We start from the raw sequence: 19,612 nt of genomic DNA, 5'->3' as shown, positions 1-19,612 counted from the left end.
GCGCCTTTTTATTAAATACCGTCACCATCAATATGCAGACCACATTCGCGGCCATTGCCATCAAAGCGAGTGTCTTCTTCACTCATACCTAGGGTCAGTGGTTTGGTGCTGTGCACGTCACCTACCGATACATAACCTTCTTCCCATAAAGGGTGATAAGGTAGGTCATGTTTAGTTAAGTACTGATGTACGTCTTTATTGTGCCAGTCGATAATCGGGTGCACCTTGAAACGGCCACGAAGTATATCAACCACATGCAAGGTTTTACGGTGACTAGATTGCTGACGACGAATACCAGAGAACCAAGTACCGGCATTTAACTCGTCCAATCCTCGCTCTAGCGGCTCAACTTTATTTCGCTGGTTATAAGCCTTAAGCCCATCTTCACCTTGGTTCCACTGCTCACCATATTTAGCCATTTGCCATGCCGTACTTTCAACGGCACTGTATACATGCAAATTCAGCTTTAAGCGTTCAGTTAACTGTTCAATAAACTGATAGGTTTCAGGAAACAAATGCCCGGTATCGGTTAAAATAACCGGAATATCGGGATCAACTTGCGTCATCATATGCAACATTACCGCAGACTGAATACCAAAGCTTGAAGACAATACAAATTGACTAGGCAAGTTTTGCATTGCCCACTCAATACGCTCAATCGGCGATTGCTTTTCTAAGACTTCGTTTCGTTGCGCGAGCCACGGCTCGGGCAAGGATTCAGGAAAACGACTATGCGCGGAGTTTTTAGTCATGAAAATCCCTTTTACTGACTTTAACTTCAGCAACAATTTTGGTGCGGATGGCAAAATCCCCAATACCTTCACCTGCTTGACGAGAAGCGCTCCAATCAGCGATTAATGCGTCAAGTACGTCAATGATCTCTTGTTCGTTGATGTTTTCTTTGTACAGCTTCGGTATGCGGGTACCTTCATGGTTACCGCCTAAATACATATTGTACTTGCCAGGGCCTTTACCCACGAGTCCAACTTCAGCCAACATCGCACGGCCACAACCGTTTGGACAGCCTGTTACACGTAAAATAATATGCTCATCTGCCACGTTGTGTTTGGCCAATAAGCCTTCAACGTCTGTCACTAGTCCCGGTAAGTAGCGCTCTGCTTCTGCCATGGCTAATGGGCAGGTAGGGAACGCAACACACGCCATAGAGTTTTTGCGCTGCTCGCTGGTTTTACCGTCCAATAAACCAAATTCAATGGCAAGCTGCTCAATTTGAGCTTTATCGGCTTCGGGTACACCGGCAATAATCAGGTTTTGGTTTGCTGTCATTCTGAAGTCGCCTTGGTGTATTTTGGCGATTTCAGCAACACCCGTTTTTAATGGTTTGCCTGGGAAGTCTAACAAACGTCCATTTTCAATGAACAAGGTTAAATGGTGTTTACCATCGATACCTTCTACCCAACCAAATCTATCACCACGACCTGTGAATTCAAATGGGCGGCTTTCTGCAAAGGTAACACCGGCACGCTTTTCAACTTCCGCTTTGAACGTGTCTGTACCTACACGATCTAAGGTGTACTTGGTTTTAGCATTTTTACGATTGACACGATTACCCCAGTCTCGTTGCGTTGTAACAACAGCAGCTGCAACATCAAGTGTTTTATCCAATGGAATAAAGCCAAGGTCATCCGCTTTACGTGGATACGTTGAGGTGTCGCCATGCGTCATTGCGAGGCCACCGCCAACAAGCACGTTAAAACCAACAAGCTCACCGTCTTCTGCAATAGCAATGAAGTTTAAATCGTTGGCATGACAATCCACATCGTTTTGAGGTGGCACAACAACCGTCGTTTTAAACTTACGTGGCAAGTAAGTTTTACCTAAAATAGGTTCTTCCGTTGTTTCAACTTTTTCACCATCTAACCAAATTTCGGCATAGGCTTTCGTCTTAGGGAGTAAGTGCTCACTAATTTTAATCGCCCATTGATATGCTTCTTGATGCAACGCTGATTCAACTGGATTTGATGTACACAACACGTTTCGGTTGACGTCACCTGCTGTTGCGATCGAATCAATACCAATACTGTTTAATGTTTGGTGCATCAACTTAATGTTAGGTTTAAGTACACCGTGAAATTGAAACGTTTGGCGCGTTGTTAAGCGAATGCTGCCATACATGGTGTGGTCAGTCGCGAATTTATCGATAGCTAACCATTGTGTCGGTGTAATGATTCCGCCCGGCATACGCGCGCGCAACATAACATTATGCAATGGTTCTAATTTTTGCTTTTGACGCTCGGCGCGAATATCGCGATCGTCTTGCTGATACATGCCATGGAAGCGAATCAATTGAAAATTGTCAGCGGTAAAACCGCCGGTAATACGATCTTGAAGATCTGCTTCAATGGTACCGCGTAAATAGTTACTTTGATCTTTTAGGCGCTCGTTATCAGCAAGCTTACCTTCCACGATTAATGGACCTGTGCTTGAATCACTCATTAATAAACATCCTTCTGATAACGTTTGTTCAGTCTTAATTCTTTCAAATACTCTTCGGCGTCGTCTAAAGATAGACCGCCCTGCTCAGCAACCACTTCCACAAGTGCATTGTGAACATCTTTTGCCATACGATCAGCGTCACCACAAATATACAGATGGGCACCGCGTTCCAACCATTGGAACACCTCTTGTGCTTGCTCTTTAATTCGATGTTGTACATACACTTTTTCAGCTTGATCACGTGAAAATGCAACATCCAATTTAGTCAGCAAGCCCGACTTTAAATAGTTTTGCCATTCAACTTGGTATAGGAAATCTTGGGTAAAAGTTTGGTCTCCAAAAAACATCCAGTTGTCGCCGGTTGCATCAGTTGCTTCACGTTCCTGCATAAACGCTCTAAAAGGTGCTACACCTGTACCTGGGCCGATCATGATCACCGGAGTATTACTGTCTTGTGGTAAGCGGAAGTTATCATTGTGTTCAACAAATACTTTTACTTTGCCACCTTCTTCCAATCGGTTAGATAAAAATCCTGAGGCGCCACCAAAACGTTGTTTACCGTCTTGTTCATACGCCACTAAACCAACGGTTAAATGTACTTCTTCTTCCACTTCCGTTTGGCTAGAAGCAATTGAATATAAACGCGGCGTTATTTTGCGTAGGGTATCAACGAAGGTTTGTGCGTCGATATCTGCACTACCTTGTTTAACCACATCCACCAATTGATGGCGGCCAGCAAATTCGCGTAGCGCATTTTTGTCTTCTGCAAGTGCCAACAAGGCTTCACTAGCACTTGCCTGTGCCCAAAAATCCACAAACGCTGGAGCAGTTTGAGTAATTTCCAGTTCAGTTGTTAACGCTTGTGATAACGATAATTCATTACCCTTTACCGTTACGACTTCGTCACCGCTAAATGAAAGTGCATCAACAAGCTCGTTAACAAGCTCGCTATCGTTTTCGAAATAAACGCCTAGCGCATCACCAACTTGATAGCTTAAACCAGACTCTGCTAAATCAATCTCAACATGACGAACATCTTTATTTGAGTCTCTACCAGTAATTTTTTGACTCACTAACAGTTCTGCTTCATACGGGTTTTGCTTGTCGAATTGGCTTGCAGCAACAGCTGAACTAGCTGCTACAGGCGCTGCAGCAGTGGCAGTGCTTACTTGCTCTTTCAGTAATGCTATAGCTTCTGATGTCCATTGTGCGGCAGGTTCATCATAATCTAGATCGCAATCAACACGATCTAATATGCGGCTTGCGCCAAGCGCAGCTAAGCGTTCATCAAAATCTTTACCTGTCTGGCAGAAAAACTCGTAGCTGGTATCACCTAAGGCTAAAACACCGAAATTTAAGTTGTCTAATTTCGGTGCTTTTTTACCTAGTAAAAATTCATGGAAGGCTAATGCATCATCAGGCGGCTCACCCTCACCATTGGTACTGGTGACAATGATTAGATGTGTTTCGTTCTTAAGCGCTTTCGCTTTGACATCGGCGATGTTCTTCAAGCTTACTGGAAGACCAGCTTCTTCTGCTTGTTTGGCAAACTGCGTAGCAACGCCTTTAGCGTTACCGGTTTGCGATGAATACAACACCGTGACAGATGCACTTGGGCCTTGAGGCGCAATACTAATATCGCCACCTTCACTTTTTGCCGCTAAATAACCACTTGCCCATGCAAGTTGTAACGGCGAGTAACCCGCCGTAAGTTGTTGCAACTGAGACAACTGGCTCGCGTCCAGTGCAGCTGCATTCATATTTTGTTGACTACCCGTCATAGCGTTTCTATGCCTATTACTATCAATGTGCAAAGGATAGTGCGGTTAGGTCAATATGAAAAAGAATAAAAAACGATTTTTTATGCTAAAAAAGAATTTAAAATCGTTGATAGTAAAAATCAGGTGCGTTAGTTATTGATATTGAAAGCATAGAAATAAAAAAGGCCCAGCAATATATTGCTGGGCCTTGATTGAATTAGTGCGTTGCAGCGTACTAGAAATGTACTACTGCGCCAGCATAGGCACCATCAAATGTTAGGTCACTATATAGACCATCAACATCATCAAGCTCTAAAGTCACTGAACGATAACCAACAGTAATATCTAAATCGACAGCTAAGTTATCTAATAATTCGTAACCAATACCTACTTGGTAGTCAGTAATAGCATCATCTGCCCAACCAACATAGTTTACTTCGGCAAAGACGTTGAAGCTTGTTGCAGGGATCCCTACTTTAGCAGCAACATAAGCCATTGGAATGATACCTTCATACTCAAGCTCACCGGTACCCGCAGTTGCTTCAGAAACAGTTATGTCACCGCTAATATCACGACCTGTTACACCAAAGTCAAAAGCAATAAGGTCGTTAGAAAACACTTCATAGTAAAGGGTGTAATCAATAAAGCTGGTATTGAACACTGAATCTACATTGGTCCCCACTGGAAACTCGATACCACCGAAATCAAACTCGCCAGTAACCATACCCATACCCGTTGTATCTAGGGTAGAAGAAGCGATTTTGATGTTAGGAATAATTGGAATTGGATGCTCAAACGCAACAAAATATGACGCGTTGTTTTCTTTTTCGAAATCAAATTCTGCACCGCTAGAACTCAGTGTAGATACCACGCCAGTATCGCCAAACGATCCTGAACCTTGATTTTGCCAAACATTGCCACCTATATACAGACCAATAACGTCTGCTTGTGCTGATACTGCAACACACATAGATAGTGCTACGGCTAATGCTGATTTTTTCATCTTATTATTTTACCCCTTGTTAAGTAATTCACTTATATCAATTAGCGCGGCATTAGCGCGAGAAATGTAGTTAGCCATTACTAATGAATGATTAGCCAACACGCCAAAGCCATCCCCGTTTAAAATCATCGGACTCCACACCGTTTGTTGACTTGCTTCCAGTTCACGTATGATTTGTTGTAACGACACCTTAGCATTTTTCTTTTCTAGTACGTCGTTAAAATCTATTTCAATTGCTTTTAAAAAATGAAGCAATGCCCAGCTTGCACCGCGCGCCTCATAAAATACATCATCAATCTGCCACCAACTGGTTTTTAACACCATGGATGAATCGGCGAAAGTCGATTGCTGTGCGGCACTATCACCGGCTAAATCTGTATTTAGTTGCTCTCTACCAACACTGGCACTCAAGCGCTGCGAATAGCTACCCAAGCGCTTTTGCACTTCGTTTAACCAATCGACTAAATTATCTGCACGTGCATAAAATTGCGCACCTTGGGTATTTACGTCAGTTAGTGCTTGGCGATATAAGTACAATTCGTGAATAGCGTCTCTATATTCGCCTTCAGCACTCGGCAACACCCACTTTTTATGGTCAATATTGAATTTCGGATGTGCTTTTTTAAGGTGTTCATTCTCTACCGACTGAGATTGGCTGCGGCTAAAGCCTTGTCGCATGATAAGCGATAAGTCACGCACCATCTCTAATACGCCAAACTCCCACGCTGGAATATTGTCTAAAAACACAGATGGCGGCATAGCATCATTGGCAAGATATCCACCCGGCTTATCTAGCAGCGTTTCGGACACTCTGATCAGTGTCGTCGTTGTGGTATATCCTATTACAGGGGCCACATTTTCAGCGGATGCATCCTTGGTAACTTCAGCTCTGATATCAATCATATCGGGCTCAAAGCTCCAATAAACACCAATCAAATAACCAAGTACGAATAATCCCGTAAATAGCCACGCGAAGAATTTAGGAGAAAGTTTAAAGGTCATAATGAATTGCTCTAATTAGTGGTGATGATGTCCACTTTTGTGCTGCTTTTTAATGCCTTGCACAGGGACTTCTATGGTGATGTCATCGTGATCGGTAAAATGTAAGGTAAGTAAGATCTTCTGTCCTTGCTTAACTGGCTTAACGATATCAAATATCATTAAGTGAAAACCGCCTTGCTTCATCGTAATCTCGCCGTTTGCCGGCAATGGTAAAGCGAGCACTTGGCGCATCTTCATCACATCATTTTCTTGATAGTGCTCATGAATTTCAATACGCGGGCTAATGTTAGCCGTTGCGCCAACCAACTGATAATCTTTGTCAGTAGTGTTGGTTATTTGCATGTATGCGCTGGTAATTTGTGTACCAGGAATAGACTCACGAACATAAGGATTTTTTACTGACACTTGCCCCTGATCTTCACTTTCGTCCGCCATGAGAAAGCCACTGAACAATGTTGTAGTAACTGTGATGAGAGTAAATAGTATTTTTTTCATGTTCGCTATACATCCTATATCGGAAACGTTATTGTCAGTATATGGCATTGTAACCAAGTTAGCCTAGATGAGTAACTTAATTTTAACCGAACAACGACAACATGTTTTGATCATTACTTTAGCCCGCTTCGATAAGAAAAATGCGCTAAATAATGATATGTATCAACAACTTTGTAACGCGTTTGACCATGCTAGTCAATCGCCGGATATCCATTGTGTGTTAATTCAAGGTAACGAGCAATGTTTTTGTGCGGGAAATGATCTCGCAGATTTTATGGCGCAAGACGAAGACCTAGTCGCTTTTTCTTTCATTCATACTCTGGCGCAATTTAACAAGCCGTTAGTCGCTGCAGTTGCTGGTGCCGCTGTTGGTATCGGCACAACTATGCTATTGCATTGCGATATGGTATTTGCTGCCCCCAATGCCAAATTTAAATTACCTTTTGCGCAGTTAGGGCTAGCACCAGAAGCAGGCTCTAGCATGCTTTTACGTGAACGTTTAGGCTACAACAAAGCCTTTGAGCTTCTGGTTTTAGGCAATACCTTTTCAACTGCTGACGCATTAGCGTTGGGTATCATTAACTACCAAATTGATGAATCAGAAGTACTATCAAAGGCGCTTGAATGTGCCACTGCAATTGCCAAGTTACCTCATCAAGCTGTTATGGCAAGCCGCGAGCTTTTGCGCAGTAGGCCAAAACATATCGCTGAAGCGATGGATGAAGAGGCTAAATGGTTTAAAGCACTGCTTGCAAGCGATGATTGCCAAGCCATCTTAGCCCAATTTTTTAAACGTTAACGTTGATACTGGTGATATCGCTGTGGCTGTTTTTTATCTCTAAACAGCAGCCATATAATAAATGCAGCAACAAGTATTGGCCAAAACACGCCAACTAGCGCCATCGCTATAGCACCAACAGCAACTACTGCTGCGAATATCAATGAACCGAATACGGTCAACACAATAGCAAAAGCGACTAGTACCAAAAACACTGCCACTAATGCTGAAAGGCCTATCGCGGCCAAAGGCTCCAAGATTTGTGAATCGACGACAACATCAATGTCAAACATTTCCAATAATCCTAAGCCCAAAAATACGGTTAGCACAACGGTCGCTAAAATCGCTAAGCATAAGGATTTTAAAAAGGTCATATTGCTCTCCAAAATGGCCTAATAGTGTTTGCTATTAGGCATTAATGCTGCAGCTACTATGTATGCAACACCTGTAGCCATTGGGAACATTAGTAATGCCAATATCGCTAGCACTCGCACAAAAAGGGGCGCTAAGTCGTAGTATCTAGCGATACCGGCACATACTCCTGATAATTTTTTGTTTAGGTTATCTTTAGACAAAGTTCTTTCTAAACCATAGTCTCTTTGATATTTCATTTTTAACCCTTATCTCCGCTTTGGAGAACTAAATGTTGCGAAGGTTAAGCCCAGCAATAAAAACAAGAATGCTGGCGCTAAACATAATGTACATACTGCTATCCATGGCACGTTAATCATTGCTATTCCTTAGCATTTGCCTTTTTATTAGCGGTCTTCGCTTTTAAAGCAGCTAATTCTTCGGCAAGTTTTTCGTCTTGCTCTAGCGCTTTAAACTGGCTTTCCAAGTCGTTTTCTGCTGTTACATCAAACGCCTCTACTTCTGCCTCGATGCGGTCAATTTTTTGCTGATAACGCTCAAACTTACCAATTGCTTCGTCGATGTTGTAAACAACAGCCTTTTCACGCGCTTTCAAACGAACTTCTGCCGATTGTTGACGCATTAATAATGCTTCTTGACGACGCTTAGCTTCCGTTAGCTTAGCTTGTAACTTGCTGCTATCTTCTTGGATAGCATCCAGCATCTTGTCTATTTCAGTTAGCACATTTTGCAATTCATCATGCTCTTCTTGTGCTTTTAACTTTTGCGTCAGTGCAGAGCGAGCTAGATCTTCGCGACCTTTTGCAATAGCCAGTTCGGCTTTGTCTTGCCAATTTGAAACCGATGTTGCTAATTGACGTAACTGACGTTGTACATGTTTTTTCTCAGCGATTTGTTTGGCTGCGGTGGCACGTACTTCAACTAAGGTTTCTTCCATCTCCTGGATGATCATGCGGATCATTTTCTCAGGATGTTCAGCCTTGTCTAATAAGCTATTTAAATTGGCGTTAACAATATCTGTAAAGCGTGAAAAAATTCCCATGATTGACTCCTATTACTTTGCCGATGCAATAATTTCTGTTTTGTTTGTGTCATCGTTTTCGTTTTTGTTTAACGAATCCAATGCAACACTTTGTAGTAGCACTTCGTTCTCAATCGCTAGTTGAGACAATTGCTCTGATACTGAACGTTTGAACTGATTGCTAATGTTCGCTTTTACTGCTGCATTTTGGTTTGCTAATGCATGTTCAATATCTGTGGTTAACTTTTCGTTGCTTGCTAAGGTTGTAAACGACAACATACCTGCTAAAAACCCTGTTAATACAACACTCATTTTTACCGTTTTCATGATTTTTCCTTTGAATGTCACTATCTGTGTTATTTGTTAAATTAGTTAATTACACACTTACTATTACAAGTGGCGTGCCAACTTTTAAAAAATAATTAAGATACTGTTTTAATTATAAAAATTTAGACAACGAAAAATTTGATAGAGTTATTTGGTATGAAAGAAGAACGAACAAGTGGTCAAAATATTATCTAGTTGGTCATTTTGACCAATCAATAGTTTAGGCAATTGGTAAGGTGTGATCTGCCCCCCATTCTGACCATGAACCGTCGTAAACGGTATAGTCAGAAATTCCTATGGTTTCTCCAGCCAAAGCTAAAATACATGCGGTCACACCAGAACCACAGCTGTAGATGACTTTTTGCTCGCAGGCCTTAGCTTGCGCAAACAAGGCGTCTAATGCTGGCTGAGATAATAAATATCCATCTTGAAGCAAATCATTAAAGAATAGATTGATTGATGTGGGAATATGTCCACTGCGAACGCCCGCCCTAGGTTCTTCAACCAATCCTAAAAAGCGCTGCGGTGAACGAGCATCAACAATACAATGAGAGTTATGTTTTATAGCCGCCAATACATCATGTTTATCAGCAAAAGCGCCAGCAACAGGTTGGGAGACAAAATTTCCAATCGAATTTGAGTTTGATTGTGCTTTAGCCAATTTGCCGCCGGCCGCTACCCAGGCGTCAATGCCGCCATCAAGGACCACGACGTGTTTATGCCCCATACTTTTAAACATGTACCAAACTCTAGCGGCACTAAACAGACCCAAATTATCGTAAACCACTAGCGTGTCATTTTGATTAATACCTAACTGGCGTGCCTGTTGCTGGAATGCGGCTGGAGATAACATCGCATGGGCGGTTGTTGCGTTGTGATCGGAAAAGGCTTGATTGATGTCACATTTAAGCGCGCCAGGTATCACCTGCTGCGGCCAAGCATATTGCGGCTGTTTATTGATGCCTATTGGCGGAATGCTCGCATCGAGTACTTTAACTAAAGTGTTTGAAACGTTATCGAGAAGTTGTTTCGCTGAGATGATCGGTGATTGGAACATGTAAGGTAGTTGCCTTGAGTCTTTTCATATACTTTACGCTAACTTTAGCAAAAGACCCAAGTGCTGGTGAGGCGGTGAAACTTGTCTCAAACAAGCATTCACCTAACTGCTATTGCAGTTAAACCTACCGCTACTCGGAATGTATCTCTAAAACTCTGACTACTATCGATGTGATTAGTAAGCAAATGCTTGGCAGAATCATCATAGTAAGTAGTGAAATAGTACTTAACATTGTCATAAACCCGTTATTTATTTACCGTGTTATCTTTCTTATTTTTGTCACTGGTCGCTTTAACTAATAACGTTTTTTGCGCCTCTTTAGTCGCCATTTCGTATTTTAGTGCGATACCAGCTTTTTGAATATCCAACAGTAATTGATCGTTTAATGTTTGATTAAAAGTGGCTTGTTGCTTGCTCACCATTTGATCAGTTACTTGTTTAACCTGTACAGCTTGATTGGCTAACGAAGTAACTGATGTGAACATCGCAACTGCTACTACAGTTATTTTTAATGCTTTCATCGTTACTCTCCTTCGGTGCTTCCATTGCGTAATTACAAGTAAAAGCGGTTGCCATAATCGTGTGATTTAACTCATTCGATTACTTATTAAGTTGCAATAACACTTACAAAGGTTGTGCCAGAATAGTAAAAAAATCATAAATCATTGAAATTTATAATAATTTAATTTTAAGAAATGGTTTTGATAGAAAAGCCGACGGCGGCTGAAACACCCTACATTGGCAAAATAGACCAATTTTTAACCAATTTGATTAACCAACGAGTTTAAACGCGTCACGTAATACTTGGCTGCTATTTTCAACTTGGCATTGTTCGCTTAGGTAGCGTCTGAATTTCTTGGCACCAGGTAAACCATTGCACATCGAAATCATATGGCGGATCACATGCCATGCCCTACCTTGCTCTGATGCGACAACTTGGTCAATGTATTCACACATATGATCTATTAGTGCTTCTCGGGTAATGATCGGGGTATCTGCACCGTATATAGTTTGATCCGCACTCGCTAAAATATATGGGTTGTAGTAAACCTCACGGCCAATCATGACACCATCGACATGATTTAGATGCTCAAGCGTTTGCTCGAAACTGGTGATCCCGCCATTGATAGAAATCAAACGATCTGAAAATTCTTGTTTAATTTGATATACCCGCGAGTAATCAAGCGGTGGTATTTCTCTGTTTTGTTTTGGGCTTAAACCACTTAGCCATGCTTTGCGAGCATGAATGATAAAGTGCTTACAATCAGCCTTGGCGACAGTATCGATAAAAGTATGCAGAAATTCATAACTGTCCTGATCGTCAATACCAATACGTGATTTAACCGTTATAGGAATATCAACTTGCGCTTGCATACTAGCTACACAGTCAGCGACGAGTTCTGGCTCTGCCATTAAGCAGGCACCAAATCTACCATTTTGCACGCGATCAGACGGGCAACCAACATTAATGTTAATTTCATCATAGCCTCGGTCTTGTGCAATCTTAGCGCACTCTGTCATTGCTTTTACATCGCTACCGCCAAGTTGCAATACCACTGGATGCTCTTCTTGGTTATACGCCAGGTAGTCCCATTTTCCATACAGAATTGCACCAGTTGTCACCATTTCCGTGTAAAGTACAGTGTGCTTACTCATTGCACGGTAAAAGTAACGACAATGACGATCTGTCCAATCCAGCATCGGAGCAACACAAAATCTATGATCTATTTTCTTTCTCATAATCCCTTCCTTAATAAGGGCTTGCAGCCATAATCACCAATAAAACCATACAATTATTTTGTACTATTTCTGTACATTTTGTACTATTCCCTTATTGTTTTGTACCCTAGGGTACATCAATAGGGTACAAAACATATATTGTGCATGACCGTAATAAAACGAATGTAGGCAGGATTATACTAGAAAAAAGGATCTGTTGAATATGGCAACAATTAACATTGAAAAGCGTAAATTGAAAAATGGTTACTCTTATAGAGCAAGAGTGAGAATTACTAAGTTTGGCAAAATTATAGATAAAGATGAAAAGACCCTAAAAACTAGAGAAGCCGCACAAGCATGGGCGAAAAAAACTGAAAAAGTGTTGTTGAGTAAACAAGACGACATTAAGAATGGTACTTATTTTTCGCCTGAAGCATCAGAGAAACTTAAAGAAACTACAGTAGGTGAATTGATTAATGAATATCTTAAAAATCCGCTTACTTCAAAAGATCTTGGAAGAACTAAACGTTACGTTTTAGAAGCTCTATTAAACTATGATATATCACAAAAAATAGTTAGCCAGCTAACGGCAAATGATTTGATCAACCACTGCCAATTCAGATTAGAAGATGAAACAAAACCATCCCCACAGACCGTTTATCACGATGTGACTTATTTACATTCAGTCATAAAAAGAGCAAAGCAAGTTTTTAAGGTCAATACAAATTTGTCTTATCATGAAGAGGCTATTCCTGAATTAGTTTCTTTGAAGCTAATAGGCCGTTCAGGAAAGCGGAACCGAAGACCAACACGGGAAGAATTAAGGCTTTTAGAAGAAGGTTTAGCAAAACGAGAGATGAACCGTTCATCAAAAATACCGTTCAATGATATCTTACAATTTTCGATTTTATCAGCAATGCGAGTGGGAGAATTAACAAAATTAAGATGGTCTGATTTAGACCATGAAAATAAAACCATCATAGTTAGAGATAGAAAAGATCCTCGTAGAAAAGAGAACAACGATTGGGAAGTACCACTACTTGGTGAAGCTTACCCTATTATATTGAAACAGAAAGAGCGAATAGATCCTGATAACCCAAACTTAATTTTTCCATATAATCCACGCAGTATTAGTGCAGGTTGGCAACGAGTTAGATCATCTTTAGGTATTGAAGATCTTCGATATCACGACTTGAGACGAGAAGGTGCATCAAGACTCGCAGAGCAAGGTTATGATATTAGGACTGTAGCTAAAATTACAGGTCACAAAAATCTTAATATTCTCTATGACATTTATTCAACGATGGAAGTCAAAAATTTTGCTAAATCTGAATTTGAAAAGTATCAATCCCAAAAGAATAGTGAAGTTTAAAACTTCTCTATTTTTTCTCTCTTTTGAAAATCAACTTGTTTGATTTTGGGGTTGTAGGGGGATTTATCCCCATGCCAAGAAATTAGGGGGGATCAGAAGACATATGAGAAAATTTGGAACGGTGTATCGGCCTACTTTTTTACCGTTGCAAATCGTGACAGATGTATTCCCCCCCTATCTTGCTTATAGACTTATCTATTCAAAAAAAAGAAATCATTTATCTGCTTAAGCTGTAACGTCTCTCTGATTCGAATGAAAATGCATTTTCCATTAATCTATTACTTATTAACCCATAACAGCAAAATTAAGATGTAACAGAGCTATTTAAAAAGGCAAAACTACAAATTTTTCAATAGCTAATGGAGAAACTGCCAACAGACTTATTTTATTGATTTAAATTTAATTTCTAATGTTAAGTTTAAAGTATGTTGAAAAATTGGTTAGTTAAAACATCTCAAATTAGAACAAGTTATGGACACATAAGTTACTTATCGAATCAAAATGCAAAGTCACATGATGCAACAAGAATTGTTGTTCTTAAGGACGGTGCAAAATCGATAATTAATGCTAATGATAAACGTGCTGAATTCAGGAAAGAAAATAAGCTCAAAGGGGCTTATAGAGTCAAGAATGAAGCTACTTCTTTCATTCTGTCTATTCCAAGAGATATTACGCAATTGACCGATAGGCAATGGACGATTTTGTCAAAGTATGTCCTGAAAGAACTGCTGTTACATCTTAATCATAAGATAGATAAACAAAACGAAAAATACTCAATTGCCAACCTTAAAAAAACAACGAAAAAACAGCCAGTATTAAAAAATATTTCAGAGGAAGAATTTTTTAAGCATTGCCATGTTGTCTTGCATGATGAATCTGCCAGTGCAGATAAAAAGAATCATCTCCACATCCTCGTTAGTAACATCATGAATAACGAAGTGATCAAACCCATCACTCAAACAGGCGCAACTTTTAATATCAAACAAAGTTTTAATTATGCGATGAAAAAACTGGTTAATGAAGATCACATGAAGTATCAGCCAAATACATCTGTTTTCAAGCCAGAAGATGAATATTTTACTGACAAAAAGCCTGTCGAAATTCGTCCAAAATATTTTAAATACGCATCGGAATTTAAAGCCATATTTGAAAGGGTAAAAAGTAAATTTAAAGAGTGGCTAAATGCAATTCATGCCAACCAAAAACTGCTAGTCGCTGATTTAGCTGTAGAAATTTCAAATGATATTAACAGTCTCGAAAATGTTAAAAATAGCGAAGTATCAATCATTATAGATACAGCCAAAATAGTTGAAAATAATCACGATTTAGCCGAGCCATTAAAAATTTCGAATAAAGTGAAAACACGAAAACGTAGGAGAAGAAAAAAGCAAAAACCCACAAATAAGAATAGCGGCAGCCAATAATAAAAAATAATTCATTATTTATTAGTTAATTAGCTATTAACCCATACTTTGGTTTTTATAATTTTGAGATATGGTAAAAATAAAATATAGAACAAAATTATTTAATCATGAACGACTTACCATTAGATCGATTATTTGCTCAAAACTTTATAGATCATTTTGAAGAAATTACGGCAATTCGACTACAAGATAGACGAAACGACATTATCAAATTAGTACGAATGTTAATTTTGGAGTTTCCATTTCTCAAAAAATTAGACCTAAAAAACATGACCTTGGATCAATTGATGAACATCGTGTTTCAGCATCTTAAGCAATGTAGCCAATGTTCCGTGATAAATGATGATGATTACCTCGAATGGCAATTTCAACTTGTTGATAGAACATCCTTTGTTTCAATAGTAGAAATGTGCATGTTGTTGTATGTTTTATTCCATTTAAAAGATAGGCCTTTTGCGATGGGCATTGTTTTTGATAATGGAAACATGATTAGACATAGAGTTGATGATGTTTATCCTTTCAAGTTCATTCGAGATAACTCAGTTCATATTTATAACAAAGATACGTTAGAGCATCGATTTATCATGTCAGTTGATACATTCATCGAGCAAGTTATTACAAGTGACGATGACGTTGAAGAGGGAGTATTAAACGCTATTAGTAAACATAGTAACAAACCAAACGTGCTGGAATTCATGACACAAACTACAGGATGTAATTTGCAGAGATATCCAGATTTAAAGTTAAAAATTGATGATATTAAAAATAAAATTATCAATAAAAGTGATGCGGATTTTTTTATAGTTGGCACGAATAATACGGTGTTACTCGATCATCCAAATCCTTAGAAAAATTCTATCAGTAAGTGCCATGCTCAAACTTGTGGCTAGAAATAATAAAAGGTACAGGAATTAAAAACCTGTACTCTGCTCATAAAATTATAGTTTCATAGATTAACTAAGTCACATGTCGAAGACATGCATCACAGCAACTCTATATTCAACTTTAATACAAAATATTACTGGCTATTAAAACATTTCTTAAACACCTATAACATTTAAATGTAAAATACTAAGTTGTTGTTTTTCAGTTTTAATATGTTAATGATCTAAGTAACGTTTTCGAGTTAAAGTATCTTATCAATTCAGAAAACCTAATGAACATACACTATAAGATATACTGGCAGCATGTCATTGATTCAAATTTATCAATATTTTTCATAGCTTTAAATAGAAATAAAAGTGTAGCTAAACTAATATTTTGGTGTTGCTAAAACGACATTTGGAGAAAAACATTTCTACTGTAAAGGACAATATAATTGGTGAAATTGCTTCAAATAATGCAATTCCAATAATTAATATATTTAATAGACTTCCACTATTTATTCCTCTTGAAAAGAAGGAAGTAAATCAAAAGATTTCTAGTGGCGAATCTGTAGTATATGAAAATGATTCATATAGAATTGAAGTTCAAGAAAGCAGATTATCGCATCGATTTGATTATCCCTTGTTAGCTATTATTATTCGATTTTGGCTCAATGAACGATTAAAAGAAAATTCAAATATCGATAAAGTGGTTATTGAGTTAGAAGAAATAGACAAGTTGTTTGAGGAGTATTTAAAACATAAACCCAAAAACGAAGAAAGATATCAGGTTATCAAGGATAGTTTAAAACGATTAATATCTTGCTCTGTTGTTTTGCAAAGCAAAATTAAAGGCAAAAAGATGACTAAGTTTTCTCCAATTTTAGCCGATGCCGAATTCTATTATAAAAATAAGAGCAACCCAAAAAGAATCATAGTGAAAATAGGTGAAACTCTACAATTATTCTATGAAGATTTACCCTATCTAAAACATTTAGATAGTACATTTATCGACATTAGCCGCTTAACGTCTAAGAAGCTCTCAGAGAACGCTAAAGCGTTAATGAAGTTCTTAACAAAACAACAGTTTGTTCAGTTTTATTTAAGCCAACTGCTTCAAATCATAAATTACCCCATACCTGATAAGAGTGCAGGCTCTAAAAAGGTCGGTGAGGTAAAAAAAGAAGGTAGAAAGAGGCTTAAAAAAGCACTAGAACAATTAAAAAAAGAAGGATTTGTAGCCGGGTATTTACCAAACCAAAATAGAAATTGGAATATGCTTTGGATAGTTACTGATTATAAGCAAGAACAAAATGAAATTGTTGACGTTGATAGATATTTACAGAATATTTGGCTTTTACATTTAAAAGAAAGAGATCCTGAAGAATACAAGTTAATAAAAAGTATTTACAAAGATCTTGATGATGATCATTTAAAAGGCCATGACGACACAGACTATGACCCGTTTGAAGATTTCAGCTGACGATTTTGTAAATATTTAACTTGCAAAGACAATAAGCTGTTAAACCAAGGTTTGATTAAAGGGGGAAAATCCCCCCTTATTGTAAATCAAAAAAACTCAGCATTAGATTAATATCAAATCTGAGATTAATTTAAATATATTGATTATTTTTACCGAATCTTCTTGAAACTAATCCAAGTATACTTAGACCAAATATTGCAAGAGATGACGGTTCTGGCACATCGACAGCATTGGATACATATTCAGAGTATTCAATTCCTACGTTGCCAAAGCGCACATTTTGACTGAAATCGTTGTACATTATACCGCTCTGTGAGTCACCACCAGATTCATCAATTGAAATAGCGTCAATTTGAAAAGTGTCGTTAAACTCTAACATCAATTTAAAATTAGAATCATTTTCCACAGCACTTTGAGCAACCATTACATTCATGTGGCTATCAAAAAAGTAACCTAAATTTTCCCCATAAGCAAAGCTGGTTACATCATTAAAATCGACCAACAAAGGGTCGAATTGAATGACTGCGAAGTTAGTTTTTTCACCTTGAAAATCGAAAAGTACGTGATTGTCATTGAAGCCAATAACCATGTCTCCATAGTTTTCAAAAGAGTACGTGGTAAGCGTACCTTCGTTCAAAATATTGAGGTAATCTTCATTGGTTTCAGTATCAAGTGTGATTATGCCAGCGGACGCTTGTGTACTAATAGCCAGAGCAAACACACTGGCTAATATTTTGTTGACTATTTTCATTATAAATTCCTTTTAAAATTACATGTTAAAGCCAGTAACTTGGAAGACACCATTCACTTCTTCAACTTTAACAGGAGCAGCAAATCCTGACTCTTTCAGAATAAAAATGAACTTTTTATCACTGATTTTTTTGACTTGCTCACCACACTCTGCTTTTTCACGCTCTTCGGCAGAACTTAAATTAAAGTTACTGAATTCTCTTGAAGTGGTTAGTTCCTTTAGGGCTTCATGATCATTATCTCGATATGCGTCACAGAAATCTGCGATTACGTCATTTGCCCTATCTTCAGGTGAACCACAAGCAGCGAGAACAGTGGCTAGTAAAATGGTGAATGATGATTTGACTAAATTCACAATCAGTTACCCTAATTTAGTTACTGTAAAATGACCGTTGTCAGCTTCTTGGATTAAAATTTTGACTCCATTAATTTCAATACCATATTTTTGAGGGTGGCCTTCAAGTCGGCTATATTTTTTGCTTTTGGTGATTACGCATTCGCCTAATTTTTCCTGACGTTTTACATACCATTTCAGATCAGGAGTGATCTTTTTCTCTACTCTTTCAAATAGTTTTGCATCGTACATCAGTCTTAATTGATCGATGTTGCCATCAACAAATGCTTGGCAAACATTGACAGCGTATTCATCAATAGAAAGTTTGCTAAGTTCATCTTTCGTTTTAGTGCTTTCTCCACAAGCAGAAAGACTCAATAAACCAAAACTAACTAACCCTGTAACCTTTAATAATTTCATATAGCACCTCGCTACCACAGCTTAAATCTTCCAAGTATTACTTGGAATAAAACATATTAAAAAAGTCACAGATTTGAAATTGGAATAACTCCAAGTGTGACTTGGAGCTATAAATTAGCAAGTTACTTAAAATTTATCAATATGTTGAATTAAGAAATTATTGATAAATGTCTGAAAAAGAAGACCAAATTAACGCTTTAATAAGTAAGAACTTAGCTAGAATCAGAGCTGAAAAAGGTCTTTCATTACAAAAGGTTGCAGACTTTATCGAAGTGTCGAATCAACAAATATCATTATTCGAGAAAAATAAAAACAGGATCTCTGCTGCTCAATTACGTGTAATCGCAAATAGCTTAAACGTTAATATTGAAGAGTTTTTTAAAGCTTAAATCAAATCATATTTTATAAAAACCATATCAGCCCTTAGCTTTTTATAACCTCCCTAAATTTGAATTTCGTAGTCAAATACCACCATATACAAGCTCAAAATATAAACAATATTTTTTATTATTATATTCTTTTTCCTTACTTTTAAAATTATTTTAATTTTAATTAAATTCAGTATGTCAAGAAAAACACCATAAATAATTCAATAATTTCAATAAGTTACAATGATTTAAAAACATTAAAAAGTGGTTGACTTTGAATTAAAACTATGAAACACCATTGACTTGCACTCTGTTTTTTGACATAATATGCAGCAAGTCGAGGGCTTCTACTCAAAACTGACAGGTAGATAAATTTGGCTAACTTGCTATCACATAGATAGCTTTGAAAAATATAAATGGACTTAACACACTATCACATAGATAGCTTTGAAAGATGAAAAAGGAAACTGCCAACTTAGTTTAGTTGGAAAACCGTAAAAGGACTTAACTCACTATCACACAGATAGCTTTGAAAGATGAAAAAGGAAACTGCCAACTTAGATTAGTTGGAGAACCGTAAAAGGACTTAATTTTGCTATCACATAGA

General features: G+C 38.1%; 22 protein-coding genes. 6 read left to right on the top strand and 16 right to left on the bottom strand.

Annotated features, from left to right (window positions below):
• Positions 1-11 precede the first annotated feature (11 nt).
• The 6 genes from QUD85_RS02025 to QUD85_RS02000 all read right to left on the bottom strand — a co-directional run bounded on the left by QUD85_RS02025 (position 12) and on the right by QUD85_RS02000 (position 6,717).
• On the bottom strand, positions 12-752 hold the full coding sequence (locus QUD85_RS02025) for a phosphoadenylyl-sulfate reductase (RefSeq protein ID WP_093331559.1): 741 nt from the start codon (positions 750-752) through the stop codon (positions 12-14).
• The gene (cysI, locus tag QUD85_RS02020; protein ID WP_093331557.1) at positions 745-2,457 is read right to left on the bottom strand and encodes an assimilatory sulfite reductase (NADPH) hemoprotein subunit; all 1,713 of its coding nucleotides are present in this window, start codon (positions 2,455-2,457) and stop codon (positions 745-747) included. Before cysI ends, QUD85_RS02025 begins: the two co-directional genes overlap by 8 nt.
• Positions 2,457-4,238 (bottom strand): assimilatory sulfite reductase (NADPH) flavoprotein subunit, encoded by a 1,782-nt coding sequence (locus QUD85_RS02015; RefSeq protein ID WP_093331554.1) that lies wholly within the window; start codon positions 4,236-4,238, stop codon positions 2,457-2,459. Before QUD85_RS02015 ends, cysI begins: the two co-directional genes overlap by 1 nt.
• A 214-nt stretch (positions 4,239-4,452) precedes the next feature.
• Positions 4,453-5,220, bottom strand: coding sequence for a TIGR04219 family outer membrane beta-barrel protein (locus QUD85_RS02010; protein WP_093331552.1), 768 nt, complete (start codon positions 5,218-5,220; stop codon positions 4,453-4,455).
• Between the two features lie 9 nt (positions 5,221-5,229).
• Complete coding sequence (locus QUD85_RS02005; protein ID WP_093331549.1) at positions 5,230-6,222, bottom strand: DUF2333 family protein; 993 nt, start codon at positions 6,220-6,222, stop codon at positions 5,230-5,232.
• 15 nt (positions 6,223-6,237) lie between these two features.
• Positions 6,238-6,717 carry a copper chaperone PCu(A)C gene (locus tag QUD85_RS02000; RefSeq protein ID WP_177168927.1) on the bottom strand — a complete coding sequence of 160 codons (480 nt, stop codon included), beginning with the start codon at positions 6,715-6,717 and terminating at the stop codon, positions 6,238-6,240.
• A 67-nt stretch (positions 6,718-6,784) separates the two neighbouring features.
• Between QUD85_RS02000 and QUD85_RS01995 the strand changes: the two genes are divergently transcribed.
• The gene (locus QUD85_RS01995) at positions 6,785-7,516 is read left to right on the top strand and encodes an enoyl-CoA hydratase-related protein (RefSeq protein WP_093331544.1); all 732 of its coding nucleotides are present in this window, start codon (positions 6,785-6,787) and stop codon (positions 7,514-7,516) included.
• Here the strand turns inward: QUD85_RS01995 and QUD85_RS01990 are convergent.
• The 7 genes from QUD85_RS01990 to dusA all read right to left on the bottom strand — a co-directional run bounded on the left by QUD85_RS01990 (position 7,513) and on the right by dusA (position 12,012).
• Positions 7,513-7,869, bottom strand: coding sequence for a hypothetical protein (locus tag QUD85_RS01990; protein ID WP_093331542.1), 357 nt, complete (start codon positions 7,867-7,869; stop codon positions 7,513-7,515). The genes QUD85_RS01995 and QUD85_RS01990 overlap by 4 nt on opposite strands.
• A gap of 18 nt (positions 7,870-7,887) precedes the next feature.
• Positions 7,888-8,106, bottom strand: a complete 219-nt coding sequence (locus QUD85_RS01985; protein WP_093331540.1) for a PspC domain-containing protein — start codon at positions 8,104-8,106, stop codon at positions 7,888-7,890.
• Positions 8,107-8,228: 122 nt separating this feature from the next.
• Positions 8,229-8,909, bottom strand: a complete 681-nt coding sequence (pspA, locus tag QUD85_RS01980) for a phage shock protein PspA (RefSeq protein ID WP_093331537.1) — start codon at positions 8,907-8,909, stop codon at positions 8,229-8,231.
• 12 nt (positions 8,910-8,921) lie between these two features.
• Positions 8,922-9,215, bottom strand: coding sequence for a hypothetical protein (locus tag QUD85_RS01975; RefSeq protein WP_093331535.1), 294 nt, complete (start codon positions 9,213-9,215; stop codon positions 8,922-8,924).
• Positions 9,216-9,435: 220 nt separating this feature from the next.
• Positions 9,436-10,272, bottom strand: a complete 837-nt coding sequence (locus QUD85_RS01970; protein WP_093331532.1) for a sulfurtransferase — start codon at positions 10,270-10,272, stop codon at positions 9,436-9,438.
• A 245-nt stretch (positions 10,273-10,517) separates the two neighbouring features.
• Entirely contained in the window at positions 10,518-10,793 is a 276-nt protein-coding gene (locus QUD85_RS01965; RefSeq protein WP_093331529.1) for a hypothetical protein, read from the bottom strand.
• A gap of 250 nt (positions 10,794-11,043) precedes the next feature.
• Positions 11,044-12,012 carry a tRNA dihydrouridine(20/20a) synthase DusA gene (gene dusA / locus QUD85_RS01960; RefSeq protein ID WP_093331527.1) on the bottom strand — a complete coding sequence of 323 codons (969 nt, stop codon included), beginning with the start codon at positions 12,010-12,012 and terminating at the stop codon, positions 11,044-11,046.
• Positions 12,013-12,214: 202 nt separating this feature from the next.
• Here dusA and QUD85_RS01955 point away from each other — a divergent pair, with 202 nt between their 5' ends.
• From QUD85_RS01955 to QUD85_RS01940, 4 genes are all read left to right on the top strand, one after another.
• Positions 12,215-13,363, top strand: coding sequence for an integrase (locus QUD85_RS01955; protein ID WP_093331524.1), 1,149 nt, complete (start codon positions 12,215-12,217; stop codon positions 13,361-13,363).
• Positions 13,364-13,788: 425 nt separating this feature from the next.
• Positions 13,789-14,787, top strand: a complete 999-nt coding sequence (locus tag QUD85_RS01950; protein WP_093331520.1) for a hypothetical protein — start codon at positions 13,789-13,791, stop codon at positions 14,785-14,787.
• Between the two features lie 107 nt (positions 14,788-14,894).
• The gene (locus tag QUD85_RS01945; RefSeq protein ID WP_093331517.1) at positions 14,895-15,635 is read left to right on the top strand and encodes a hypothetical protein; all 741 of its coding nucleotides are present in this window, start codon (positions 14,895-14,897) and stop codon (positions 15,633-15,635) included.
• A gap of 433 nt (positions 15,636-16,068) precedes the next feature.
• Positions 16,069-17,133, top strand: coding sequence for a hypothetical protein (locus QUD85_RS01940; protein ID WP_143047965.1), 1,065 nt, complete (start codon positions 16,069-16,071; stop codon positions 17,131-17,133).
• Positions 17,134-17,263: 130 nt separating this feature from the next.
• On the opposite strand, the gene QUD85_RS01935 is transcribed toward QUD85_RS01940, so the two are convergent.
• From QUD85_RS01935 to QUD85_RS01925, 3 genes are read right to left on the bottom strand one after another with little or no spacing between them, the layout of a single operon-like run.
• Positions 17,264-17,884 carry a PEP-CTERM sorting domain-containing protein gene (locus QUD85_RS01935; RefSeq protein ID WP_093331513.1) on the bottom strand — a complete coding sequence of 207 codons (621 nt, stop codon included), beginning with the start codon at positions 17,882-17,884 and terminating at the stop codon, positions 17,264-17,266.
• An 18-nt stretch (positions 17,885-17,902) separates the two neighbouring features.
• Positions 17,903-18,238 carry a hypothetical protein gene (locus QUD85_RS01930; RefSeq protein ID WP_093331511.1) on the bottom strand — a complete coding sequence of 112 codons (336 nt, stop codon included), beginning with the start codon at positions 18,236-18,238 and terminating at the stop codon, positions 17,903-17,905.
• 6 nt (positions 18,239-18,244) lie between these two features.
• On the bottom strand, positions 18,245-18,637 hold the full coding sequence (locus QUD85_RS01925; protein ID WP_093331508.1) for a hypothetical protein: 393 nt from the start codon (positions 18,635-18,637) through the stop codon (positions 18,245-18,247).
• Positions 18,638-18,804: 167 nt separating this feature from the next.
• Here QUD85_RS01925 and QUD85_RS01920 point away from each other — a divergent pair, with 167 nt between their 5' ends.
• Complete coding sequence (locus tag QUD85_RS01920; protein WP_093331506.1) at positions 18,805-19,026, top strand: helix-turn-helix domain-containing protein; 222 nt, start codon at positions 18,805-18,807, stop codon at positions 19,024-19,026.
• Positions 19,027-19,612: the final 586 nt, after the last annotated feature.

The sequence above is a fragment of the Thalassotalea agarivorans genome, assembly GCF_030295955.1.
In the GTDB taxonomy this organism is placed as follows: Bacteria; Pseudomonadota; Gammaproteobacteria; order Enterobacterales; family Alteromonadaceae; genus Thalassotalea_D; species Thalassotalea_D agarivorans.
This window is presented reverse-complemented; position numbering and strand designations above follow the sequence as displayed.